This window comes from Kitasatospora sp. NPDC058032, from assembly GCF_042885845.1.
GTDB lineage: Bacteria > Actinomycetota > Actinomycetes > Streptomycetales > Streptomycetaceae > Kitasatospora.
Genome location: NZ_JBHVRK010000006.1, coordinates 398,864 through 409,865, shown reverse-complemented (window position 1 = coordinate 409,865; position 11,002 = coordinate 398,864). Strand labels below are relative to the sequence as shown.

Here is an 11,002-nt window from a genome sequence, read left to right as displayed (position 1 = left end):
CTCGGCCACATGACCCCGATCGCCTACGAGCAGAGATCAGTTACGCTGGCCGTCGCTGCATAGCACTCGGTGTCCACATTCCCGGGGGAAGCCCCCCGCGCCCGCAGGGCCAGCCCCTGCGCAGTCGTCCTGCGTTTCACCCAGCCCCGCAACACCCGCCGCTCCGCCTCGGAGAGCGTGAGTGGCTCCAGCCTGCTGTCGCCCACGCACCCCAGCACACCGTGCTCGCGGTCCCGGCCGCAGCCGTTCCCCGGAACTCGGTACGCATGGCAACTCATGTGGCGACGAACCGACTCCGAACCGGGTCACTAGCGGATACTCGCCGCGGGAGGCTCAGTTCGCCAGGCGGAGCACCAGCTTGCCGACACTGGCCCCGCTCTCCAGCAGGCGGTGGGCCTCCCAGGCCGCCTCCAGCGGCAGGACCTCGCCGATGTCGACGGTCAGCCGCCGGTCTGCCAGCAGACCGGCGGCGGCCAGCGCCTGCTCGCGCAGCAGGTGCGGGGCGCGAACGGCGATCTCCCCCAGGTTGTAGCCGACCACGGCCCGCGAGGAGAGCCAGAGCTCCTGGGCGGAGAGCCGGGTGTCGCCGTGGCCGCCCGGGTTGCCGTAGACGACCACCCGGCCCAGGGTGCGCAGCGCCCGCAGGCTCGCCTCGGTGGTCGGGCCCGCGATCGAGTCGAGGATCAGGTCGAAGCCGCCGTCCGGGCCGTCCGGCCGCGCCCAGCCGTCGAGGTCCTCGCGCAGGTACAGCCGGTCGTAGAGCGCGGCCTCGGGCCGGTCGAGCTTGGCCGCCGTCCCGACCGTGCCCAGCACCCGCCGGGCCCCGAGCAGGCGGGCGACCCGGGCCGCGGTGCCGCCCACGCCGCCGAGTGCGGCGTGGATCAGCACGTCCTCCCCGGGGGCGAGCCGGCCCGCCGCCAGCAGGCCGTACGCGGTGGTGACGGTGCACGGCAGCGCGGCCGCCGCCAGCAGGTCGACCTCACCGGCGGGGGTGCGCAGCGGGTACACCAACTCCTCCGGCGCGACCGCGAATTGCGCGTATCCGCCACTGGCCCCGGCCTGGTCGTGGGTGAGCGCGGCCACCGGGTCGCCCACCGACAGCCCGTCGACCCCCGCGCCCCAGCCGGCCACCGTCCCGGAGACCTCCAGCCCGGGCACCACCGCCTCGCCGTTGGTCCGCGCCCAGCCGCGGCGGCGGTAGACCTCGGCGAAGTTCACACCCGCGTAGGCGACTTCGACCAGGACCTGGCCCGGCCCCGGGGCCGGCCTGGGCACGTCCATGACCCGCAGTGCCTCGGGCCCGCCGGGTGAGGTGAAACCGACCGCGCGCATAGTGCTCCCCTCGGTGGTGGACTCCCCCGGTGACCGGGAATCCCAAGTGTTCGATCCAGTTTAAACACACAGTCATGACCATGCCTTGTACAGCGCTTTAGAGCCCTTCGAAAGAGTGAATCCCAGGCGTCCGAGCGCGAGGAGGGAATAGAGATGGCCGGGATTCCGATGCGACTCGTCTGCTTGCACCACGCAGGGGGCGACGCCTCCCTGTTCTCCGGGTGGCAGCACCGCCTCGGCGAGGAACTGGAGGTCGTCCCGGTCAACCTGCCGGGCCGCGGCGGCGAGCCGCGGGCCGCGGACCTGGACGAACTGGTCGACCGGCTCGACGAGGGCCTCGCACCGCTGCTGACCGGCCCGCATCTGGTGTACGGGCACAGCCTCGGCGGCCTGGTCGGCTACGAGCTGGTGCGCCGCCGCGCCGCCCGCGGCCTGCGCACCCCCGAGGCGCTGTTCGTCGGCGCGTTCCCGGCCCCGGAGGCGGCCCACACGCTGGAGTCCCTGGATCTCGACGAGGACGCCCTCATCGAGTTCGTCCTGGAGATCACCGGAATGCCGCGGGAGGTGCTCGCCTACCCCGACTGGGTCGACTCCGTGACCACCGCGCTCCGCGACGACCTGGCGGTATGGCGCACGCACCGGGACGATCCCGCCCCCCGGCTCCCGTGCCCGATCCACGTGTTCGCGGGCACCGCCGACCCGCTGGTGCACCGCGACCGGATGACCGGCTGGGCGCAGCGCACGACGTCCGCCTTCCGCCTGCACGAGGTCGACGGCGGGCACTTCTTCGTCCGCGACAACCGCGCCGAGTTCCTGGACCTGTTCCACGGCGTCCTCGCCGAGTACGTCGCCACTCCCCCGCGGGCGCTGCCCTGGGTGCTGTCCGCCGAGGACGGCGCCGGGCTCGCCCGGCAGGCCGCTCGGCTGCGGACCCACGTCGAGCAGCACCCCGAACTCGACCTGGGCGCGGCGGCGTTCGCACTCGCGACCGCGACCTCCGCCGACGGCGGGACCGGGAGCGCCGCCCGGCCGCACCGGGCCGCGCTCGTCGCCACCGACCGCAGCGAGGCGCTGGCCGCCCTGACGGCGCTCGCCGAGGACGGCTTCGCGCCCAACGCCGTCCCGGCCGCCCTCGCCGGTGCCGGGCCGACGGCGTTCCTGTTCACCGGCCAGGGCAGCCAGCGGCCCGGCATGGGCCGCGAACTCCACGCCGAGTACCCGGTGTTCGCCACGGCGATCGAGGAGATCGCGGCCCGCTTCGACCGGCACCTCGAACAGCCCCTGCTGGAGGTGATGTTCGCGCCCCAGGGCTCCGAACCGGCCGCGCTGCTCCACCTCACCCGGTACGCGCAGCCCGCCCTGTTCGCCCTGGAGACGGCCCTGTTCCGCCTGGTCACCGACTGGGGGCTGGCCCCCGGCCAGGTGATCGGCCACTCCCTCGGCGAACTGGTCGCCGCCCATGTCGCCGGGGTGTTCACGCTCGACGACGCCTGTGAACTGGTCGCGGCCCGCGCCCGGCTGATGCAGTCCGCGCCGGCCGGCGGGGCGATGATCGCGATCGCCGCGGACGAGGCCGCCGTCGCCGAGGCGATCGGCCGGCACGGCGGCGGCCGGGTCGACGTCGCGGCCGTCAACTCGCCCGGCGCCACGGTGATCTCCGGCGAGCAGGAGCAGGCCGAGGCGGTCGCCGCCGCGCTCGCCGCCACGGGGGTCAAGACCACCCGGCTGCGGGTGAGCCACGCCTTCCACTCACTCCACATGGACGGGATCCTGGAGGAGTTCCGCGCCGCCGCGCGTGCCGTGGACTACCGCGCCCCGCGGATCCCGGTCGTCTCCAACCTCACCGGCCGTCCGGCGGGCGCCGAGGAGCTCGGCGACCCCGGCTACTGGGTCGAGCACATCCGGCGTCCCGTGCGCTTCGCCCAGGGGATCGGCTGGCTCGCGGAGCACGGCGTGCGCACCTTCCTCGAACTCGGGCCCGCCCCCGTGCTCAGCGCCTTCGCGCGGACGGCCGCCCCCGAGGGCGGCTTCGCCCACGCGCTGCGCGCCGGCCTTCCCGAACGGGCCACCCTGCTCACCGCCGTCGCCACGCTCTTCACCCTGGGCGCCGAACCGGACTGGCCGGCCGTCTTCGGCCCCGTCGCCGACCGCCGCCCCGCCCCGGTCCTGCCCGTCGACCTGCTCGCCGCGGCGGACGGCCTTCCCGGGTGACCCGCTGCAGCCCGCCACGCCGGGCGGCCTCGAGTCCGGCCTCGAAACGGCCGGTGGCACCGAGGCGCTCCCTCGCGGGCCTCCCGGCCGTCGTCACAGCTCGCGGATCTCACGCCTGGTCAGCGCGTACCCGAAGGCGCCCAGCAGGCAGAGCCCGGTCGTCGCGAACACCCCCCGGCTCCCGAACGCGTCCACCGCCGCGCCGGCCGCGATCACCGAGAGCGGGAAGACCCCCAGCCCGCAGAAGGTGATGGCCGCCATGACCCGGGCGAGCAGCGCGGGCGGGGTGCTCTTCTGCACACCGGTGACGACCAGGACGTTGGTCACCGTGCTGGCGCCGCCGGCCAGGCAGAGCAGCAGTACGGCACCGACCAGCCCGGTGAACGGCACCAGCCCGATCGCCGCGCCCATCACCAGGCCGGAGCGCATCGCCGTGCGGCCCCGCGAGCGCACCTCGGTGAGGCCGGCCGCGAACAGGCCGCCGACCAGCGCACCGCCGGTGAACGCGGCCAGCAGCAGGCCCAGCCCGACGGCACCGGCGGCGAATCCGTCGGTGGCCAGCGTCGGCAGGGCCACCCTGGTGGCGCCGCCCACCGTCAGGTTCGCGATCACCGTCACCGTCAGCACGGCCCGCAGCAGCGGCGACTCCCGCAGCAGACTTCGGAAGTTCCGCGGCACGGAGGCCCGTTCGGAGATCGGGCGGGGCGGGGCGACGCTGCTGCCGCGACCGATCAGCAGCAGCGTCGCCGCCGACACGGCGAAGGTCACCGCGTCCAGCCCCAGGGCGGCGGCCGGGTTCAGCCAGGCGACCAGCGGGCCGGCCACCGCCGGACCGACCAGACCGGCGCCGAAGGTGACCGTACTGTTCAGCGCGTTGCCCGCGTGCAGGTCCTCGGCGGGCAGCAGGGTCGGGGTGATCGCCCAGGCGGCCGGCAGGAACACCCCCGCCCCGAGGCCGACCAGCAGCGCGAGCGCGCCGATCAGCCAGAAGTCCGCCCGCCCGCCGGCGGCGACCGCGCACAGCCCGGCGGTGGCGAGCAGCCGGCCGAGGTCGGCGGCCAGCATCACCCGCCAGGCGCCGAACCGGTCGGCGAGGACCCCGCCGAGCGGGGTGGCGGCCAGCCGTCCCGCGCCGTAGGCGGCGACCACCAGGCTCAGTTGGCGGGCGCCTCCGGCGAGGGAGTAGACCAGCAGCGGCAGGGCGACCACCTGGAAGGCGTTGCCGAACTCCGAGGTGGCCTGCCCGATCACCAGCAGCCGGTAGCCGCGCGAGCGCAGCGGCGCGACGCCGATCCGGGGCCGGAACCGCGCCAGTCCCCCCACGCGGCCCGCCTCCGCACCGCTAGCCATCGAACGAGACCGGCAGCGACTCCAGACCGCGCAGCATGATGGTGTTGCGCCAGGGCAGGGTCTCCTCCGCGGCGGCCAGCTCGATCCTTCCGAAGCGCTCCAGCAGGCCGGTCAGCGCGACCTCGCTCTCCAGCTTGCCGAGGAAGGAGCCGAGGCAGCGGTGCAGCCCCTGTCCGAAGGCCAGGTGGCCCGGATCGCCCCGGTCCAGGATCAGCCGGTCGGGGTCGGTGAAGCGGGCCGGGTCCCGGTTGGCCGCGCCGAGCGAGAGCAGCACCAGTTCGTCCGCCGGGATCTCCACGTCGTCGACCATCACGTCGGCGTCGGTGAACCGCAGGGTGGCCATGCTCACCGGGGACTCGTAGCGCAGGAACTCGTCGATCGCGACCGGCATCATCGCCGGGTCGGCGCGCAGCCGGGCGAGCTGGTCGGGGTGGTGGAGCAGGGCCAGGGTGGCGGTGCCGAGCAGGTTGACGGTGGTCTCGTGACCGCCGATCAGCAGCAGGAAGACCATCGAGAACACCTCCTGTTCGGTGAGCTCACCGGCGTCACTGGCCTGCACCAGGTCGGTGAGGATGTCCGAGCGCGGCGACGCCCGCCGGGCCGTCATCAGCTCCCGCAGGTAGTCGTTCAGTTCGGCCGTGGCCTGCTGGAACGTCAGCTCGCCACCCTGGGTGAGGATCGCCGTCGACCAGGTGCGGAAGGCCTGCATGTCCTCCGGGGGGAAGCCCAGCAGCTCGCAGATGACCATGATCGGCAGCGGGAAGGCGAAGTCCGTCACCAGGTCGGCGGTCTCCCGCCCGCGCAGCCCGTCCAGCAGGCCGCCGGCGATGCGCTCGACCAGCGGTCGCATCAGGTCGACCCGGCGACGGGTGAAGACGCCCTGGATCTGACGGCGCAGCCGGGTGTGGTCCGGCGGGTCGCTGTTGAGCATGTGGACGACCTCCGAGCCGAGCGTCAGCGCGGAGCCCCGCCCGCTCGCGATGGCCTGGCTGCGGCGGACGTCCTGCCCGAACCGGGGGTCCATCAGCGCGGCGCGGACGTCGTCGTGGCGCGTCACCAGGTACACCGGCAGGCCCTCGCCGAACTCCACGACGGAGACCGCGCCCGCCTCGCGGATCCGGGCGAGCGTGGGGTAAGGGTCGCGGATGAAGGCGGACATCCGGGCGGCGGCGTCGTCGACCGCGGTGCTCATGATCTCTCCTCGGACTGGGGCTCCGGGCTCGGGGCTCGGGGCTCCGGCGGTTACACGGTCAGGGACGGGAAGGGCCAGCGGCGCACCCGCATGGGCAGGAACCAGGCACGCCCGGCCTGTTCGGCGATCAGACCGGCCCCGGCGAGGTCCCGGTGGACGGCCTCCGGCAGCGTCCCGAGCTCGACGCCCTCCGCCAGCGCGTCCAGCTGTGCCAGGTGGCCGGGCTCGTCGATGGTGAACAGCTCCAGCGTCCCGAACCGGCGGTCGCGCACCTCGACGAAGCCGGGGCCGCGCCGGACGACGCACTTGCTCGGGTAGTACGTGGCCCGCCAGTCGGCGAGGACGTCCTGCGGGGCCCCGTCGCCGGTCAACCGCTCGGGCGGGTACAGGTGGTGGAACCGGCGCCGCGCCGCGCAGCCGTCCGTGCAGACCGCCTGCCAGAGCACGGCCAGCCCCTGTCCGGTCGCCTCGCGCAGCAGCATCAGCGCCCGCGCGGAGGCCGCCGGCGCGTCCGCGCAGAGCCGCACCGGCGCGGTCAGCCGCAGGCAGCGGACCCCGGCCCGGTGCAGGTCGGTGACCTCCTCCTGCGCCGGGCCGGACAGGGTGCGGTGCCCGAGCGCGTAGCCCGGCAGCCCCCTCGCGGCGGGGTCGTGGTCGAGCCAGAGCTCGACCTCCGGGGCGGCCGCGCGCCAGGCGGCGGCGTCGGTCCGCTCAGCCGGTCGCGACGGCATCGAGCACCTCCTCGGTCCGCGGACGGGCGGCGGCGGGGCCGTGCCGGTGGCGCATCCGCATCAGCACCTGGTTGTCGGACTCGACGGCGACCTGCAGATAGCCGTCCCCGTCGTGGAACAGCAGGCCCAGCGCGGTGAAGCGCTCCAGCACCGGCTCGACCGCCGCCGCGCCGCCGGGGACCCTGGCCGCCAGCGCGGCGGCCGAGCGGGGCTGCGCCAGCAGTCGGAAGGCGGCGAGTTCCACCGGATCGGTCAGCTCGACCACCCGCCAGTCGAACCCGGGCCGGGTGTTGACCAGGACGATCCGCCCGTGCGCGTCCCGGTAGGTGAGCCGGCTGTCGGGGAACCGGGCGAGCCAGGTGTCCACCGCCGCGCTCAGCCGCTCCGCGAGTTCGCCGCCGATCCCGCGCGGCGGCGCGGTGAAGACGTAGGCCAGGTCGTTCAGCTCGCTCTCCGGGAGGCGGTAGGTCGCCCGGTACTGGAAGGCCGGCCGGGTGATCGCGAAGCCCAGCTCGGGGCGGTCGAAGTACGGGCTGAACCGCTCGATCGCGATCCGTCCGGCTCCGGTCGGCGGGTCCAGGTGGTGCAGCACCGGCAGCTGGCGGATCACCGACTCGTAGTCGTCCGGTTGCTCGCCGGGGAAGCCGTAGAGGTAGTTCCAGGTCACCGAGACCCCGGCACTCTGCGCGTCCCGCAGCGCGCGGACGTTCTGGCAGCCCGTCACGCCCTTGTCCATGATCCGCAGGACCCGGGTGCTGAGGTTCTCGATGCCGGGCTGCACCTGGGCCGCGCCCGAGTCGCCGAGCAGCTGGAACTGGTGGCGGCGCAGATTGGCCTTGATCTCGAAGTGCAGCCGCAGATCGACCGGGAGCTCGGCCAGCGACTTCAGGACGGTGTCGAAGTAGCCCATGTCCAGGATGTTGTCGACCACGTAGACGTCCAGCAGCCGGTGGCGTTCGGCGAGCGTGAGCACCTCGGCGAGGAAGTCCGCGGGCGGCTTGGAGCGGAACTCCATCGAGGAGCCGTTGAGCCCGCAGAAGGTGCAGTGGTGCTTCTCGCCCCACCAGCAGCCGCGGGAGCCTTCGAGGACCAGCTTGGGATCGACCCAGCCGGCCGCGACGGAGGCGTCGAGCCGCTCGTAGAAGCCGTCGTAGCGGGGCGCCAGGATGGCCGCGGGCGGCAGCGGACGCGTCGTCATCGCGTTGGCCGTCGACGTCCCGGAGTCGTCGCGCCAGCACAGCCCGGGGACGGCGGAGAGGTCGCCGCCCTCCAGGAGCGCCGGGAACGCGGCCTCGCCCTCGCCGCGCACCACGTAGTCCAGGAAGGGGAAGTTGCGGTGCAGCGCGGCGCCCTGCGGGCCGTCGCAGTTCGCGCCGCCGAACACCGTGCGCACCTGCGGGCAGCGCTGCTTGAGCAGCCGTGCGGCGGCGAGGCTCGCCGTGTTCTGCTGGAAGGTGGTGGTGAAGCCGACCAGGTCCGGCGGGTCGGCGGCGATCTCCTCGACCAGCCGGGCGATGAACGCGGGGGCGAGGGCGCGGGTGGCCCGGGTCAGGGCGATCTCGCGCTCGCTCGCGCCGTTGGCCGCCAGGTACGCGAAGTAGCCCGCGGACTCGTCGTCGTCCGCGCCGCCCTCGCCGTCGCCCTCGCCGTCGCCCTCGCCCTCGCCGTCGCCCTCGCTCTCGCCGTCGCCCTCGCCCTCGCCGTACAGCGCGCCGGCGAACGCCCAGTCGCCCGCGCCCTGGAAGTAGGACTTCTCGGAGAAGTACTGGTAGTCGTCCGCGCCGAAGCCCGCGTTCCCGGCCGCCCAGTCGACGAAGTCCAGGTTGGCGTACCGCACCTCGACCCGATGGCCGGCGCGTGCGGCGGCGGTGTGCAGGATCCCGAGCGCCAGCGACGGCACGTCGATCGCGCCCCAGGGCATGTGCAGCAGGACGATACGCATGATGGCCACTTCTGTTGTCCGCGGGCGGTGGGCGAGGTGTCGCTCCGGGGCACCGCGGGCGCCCCGGAGCGACGGAGGGTCACTTGCCCTCGGGTGCCTTCTTCGGCTTCGGCTGCCCCTTGAGGGCAGGCGCGACCGCTGCGGCCTTGGTGATGTCGAGCGCGAAGTTCTGGACCACCACGGCGCCCCGGTCACGCTCCGGGGTGCTGATCGGGTCGTTCTGAATGCTGCGACGCTTCATGGCTGTTCACCTCCTTCCACCGGTTCGGCGGGTCCCCCGGGGCGATCGCCGCGGGGTGTCCTGGGGGCCGGTGCCGGCCAGGCGCGCCCGGCGAACCGGACCATCGTGGCCAGCACCGACCGGTGGTCGGCGGTCCGGCGGCTGTAGTGGCCGCCGTCCACCCAGAGCAGTTCGTGCGGCACCGCCAGCCGGCGCAGGTCCGCGGCGTACCGGGCCACCTGGTCGGGCGGGCAGCGCTCGTCGGTCCGCGAGGCGACCAGCAGGACGGGCGCGCGGACCTGGTGCACGTAGGACCGCGGGTCGGCCGCGCGGTAGCGCTCGGGCACCTCCTCCGGGGTGCCGCCGAACAGCTGCCGGTCGAGTTCGCGGAGCGCGGGGGTGGTGCCGCGGTAGGCCGCCGGGTAGTCCGCGATCGGCTGGGCGGCCAGGCCGAGCGACCACAGCTCCGGCTGCGCGCCCAGCGCCAGCAGGGTCAGGTAGCCGCCCCACGAGAATCCGCACAGGCCGGTGCGCTCCGCGAGCGCCGTGCCGTCGGCGACCAGCTCCGCGCGGACGGCGGCCAGGTCCTCGATCTGCGCCAGTCCGACCCGGTGGCCGTACTCGTGCTGCCAGCGGGCGCCGTAGCCGGTGGAGCCGCGGTAGTTGGTGCGCACCACCGCGTAGCCCTCGCCGACCAGGGCGTTCACCCGGGGGTCGTAGGAGTCCCGGTCGTGGGTGGCGGGGCCGCCGTGCACCAGGAAGAGGGTCGGCCACGGGCCCGGGCCGGCCGGGGTGCTGACGAAGCTGTGGATCCGCCCGTACGGCCGGGGTGTCCAGCGCCGGGTGCGGGAGGTGCCGTCCCGGTCCGGGGCGCAGTCGTCCGCCGTCTCCGCACCGGGGCCGAGGACCAGCGGGCGGGGCGGTGTCGACTCCCGGCTCCAGACGCAGTGCAGGGTGCCGTCGGGGGCGCAGGACAGGTCGTGGATCGTGCCGCCGGGGGTGCGCAGCTCCCGGGCGGACGGTTCGCGCTCCGGCGTTCCCCGGCCCGCCGGCGGATCGAGGTCGGCGAGGAGGAGGCGGCTCCGCCCGGCCCGCTCGTGCTGGATCAGCACCCCGCGCGGCCCCCGGTACCAGCCCGCCGAGATCTCCGTGTCGAACGACAGTCCCGGGTAGCGGCGCAGGCCCTCGCCCGCCCGCCAGGTCGCGACGGCGTACCGCTCGTCCTGCTCGACCACCAGCAGCAGCTCCGGCTCCCGTACCGCGAGCGGGTTGAACTCGATCGGCCAGAGCCGCAGCCGGCGGCTTCCGGCGAGCCGCGGCGGAGCGTCCGCCCGGGCGTGCGGGCGGGCCTCCGTCGGCCACAGGACCACCGCGTCCTCCCCGTCGGGCCGCCCGCCGAGGGCGAGCAGCCGGCCGTCCGGCGACAGGTCGGCCAGGCTCAGGTACCCCGGCGCCGAGCCGACCGGCCGGGCCTCGCCGGCGGGCGGTCCGACGTAGCAGTGCGAGACGCCGTCGACGCCGACGGCCACCGCGGCGAGCGCGCCCGTCCGGTCGAAGGCCACGCCGTACGGCCGCCCGCGGGGCACACCGTGCAGCGCCTCACCGCCCGGCTCACCGCCCGGCTCACCGCCCGCGAACGGCTCGCGGCGCCACCGCCCCTCCCCCGCCGCATCGGCGTCGAACCACCAGATGGCGCCGCCGTCCGGCTCGATCTCGCTCAGGTGGACGCCCCCCGGCCGGTCGGTGACCACCCGGCGCCGCCCCGTGCCCAGGTCCCAGGCCACCGCCTGCCAGCAGTCGTCGACGAGCCGGGTCTCGACCGCGCGGCCGGCCGCCAGCGCGGCGAAGCCGGGGGACTGGAACGCCTGTGTCACTGGCCCGGCCCTTTCCGGCTCGATGATGGGAACAGGCTGCGCCGAACATCTCGAGGGCCAGTGAACTGGCGTGAAGAAAAGGACACTTGCGGAAGGTCGCGGTCACTCTAGGGGGATGTCGTGCCCACGACCAGACCTTTCGCACGGTTG

General features: G+C 74.7%; 8 protein-coding genes. 1 reads left to right on the top strand and 7 read right to left on the bottom strand.

Features of this window, described 5'->3' with window-relative positions; translation table 11 throughout:
• Positions 1 to 333: 333 nt before the first annotated feature.
• Positions 334 to 1,332 (bottom strand): zinc-binding alcohol dehydrogenase family protein, encoded by a 999-nt coding sequence (locus ACFVUH_RS13630; protein ID WP_387913165.1) that lies wholly within the window; start codon positions 1,330 to 1,332, stop codon positions 334 to 336.
• A gap of 153 nt (positions 1,333 to 1,485) precedes the next feature.
• Between ACFVUH_RS13630 and ACFVUH_RS13625 the strand changes: the two genes are divergently transcribed.
• Positions 1,486 to 3,543, top strand: a complete 2,058-nt coding sequence (locus ACFVUH_RS13625) for an acyltransferase domain-containing protein (RefSeq protein ID WP_387913164.1) — start codon at positions 1,486 to 1,488, stop codon at positions 3,541 to 3,543.
• Positions 3,544 to 3,636: 93 nt separating this feature from the next.
• On the opposite strand, the gene ACFVUH_RS13620 is transcribed toward ACFVUH_RS13625, so the two are convergent.
• The 6 genes from ACFVUH_RS13620 to ACFVUH_RS13595 form a co-directional block, all read right to left on the bottom strand.
• A complete protein-coding gene (locus ACFVUH_RS13620) occupies positions 3,637 to 4,866 on the bottom strand; it encodes an MFS transporter (RefSeq protein ID WP_387913163.1) in 1,230 nt (409 codons plus the stop codon).
• A gap of 19 nt (positions 4,867 to 4,885) precedes the next feature.
• On the bottom strand, positions 4,886 to 6,085 hold the full coding sequence (locus ACFVUH_RS13615) for a cytochrome P450 (protein ID WP_387913161.1): 1,200 nt from the start codon (positions 6,083 to 6,085) through the stop codon (positions 4,886 to 4,888).
• 50 nt (positions 6,086 to 6,135) lie between these two features.
• Positions 6,136 to 6,816, bottom strand: coding sequence for a DUF5825 family protein (locus tag ACFVUH_RS13610; protein WP_387913160.1), 681 nt, complete (start codon positions 6,814 to 6,816; stop codon positions 6,136 to 6,138).
• Positions 6,797 to 8,758: a RiPP maturation radical SAM C-methyltransferase gene (locus ACFVUH_RS13605; protein WP_387913158.1), complete on the bottom strand. Its 1,962-nt coding sequence runs from the start codon at positions 8,756 to 8,758 to the stop codon at positions 6,797 to 6,799. Before ACFVUH_RS13605 ends, ACFVUH_RS13610 begins: the two co-directional genes overlap by 20 nt.
• 79 nt (positions 8,759 to 8,837) lie before the next feature.
• Positions 8,838 to 8,999, bottom strand: coding sequence for a hypothetical protein (locus ACFVUH_RS13600; protein WP_355361235.1), 162 nt, complete (start codon positions 8,997 to 8,999; stop codon positions 8,838 to 8,840).
• The gene (locus ACFVUH_RS13595; protein WP_387913157.1) at positions 8,996 to 10,852 is read right to left on the bottom strand and encodes an alpha/beta hydrolase family protein; all 1,857 of its coding nucleotides are present in this window, start codon (positions 10,850 to 10,852) and stop codon (positions 8,996 to 8,998) included. Before ACFVUH_RS13595 ends, ACFVUH_RS13600 begins: the two co-directional genes overlap by 4 nt.
• Positions 10,853 to 11,002 lie beyond the last annotated feature (150 nt).

Excerpts from the sequence above, each read along its gene's own strand:
- ACFVUH_RS13630 (WP_387913165.1), bottom strand. The coding sequence starts at position 1,332 with ATGCGCGCGGTCGGTTTCACCTCACCCGGCGGGCCCGAGGCACTGCGG.
- ACFVUH_RS13625 (WP_387913164.1), top strand. The coding sequence starts at position 1,486 with ATGGCCGGGATTCCGATGCGACTCGTCTGCTTGCACCACGCAGGGGGC.
- ACFVUH_RS13615 (WP_387913161.1), bottom strand. The coding sequence starts at position 6,085 with ATGAGCACCGCGGTCGACGACGCCGCCGCCCGGATGTCCGCCTTCATC.
- ACFVUH_RS13610 (WP_387913160.1), bottom strand. The coding sequence starts at position 6,816 with ATGCCGTCGCGACCGGCTGAGCGGACCGACGCCGCCGCCTGGCGCGCG.
- ACFVUH_RS13605 (WP_387913158.1), bottom strand. The coding sequence starts at position 8,758 with ATGCGTATCGTCCTGCTGCACATGCCCTGGGGCGCGATCGACGTGCCG.
- ACFVUH_RS13600 (WP_355361235.1), bottom strand. The coding sequence starts at position 8,999 with ATGAAGCGTCGCAGCATTCAGAACGACCCGATCAGCACCCCGGAGCGT.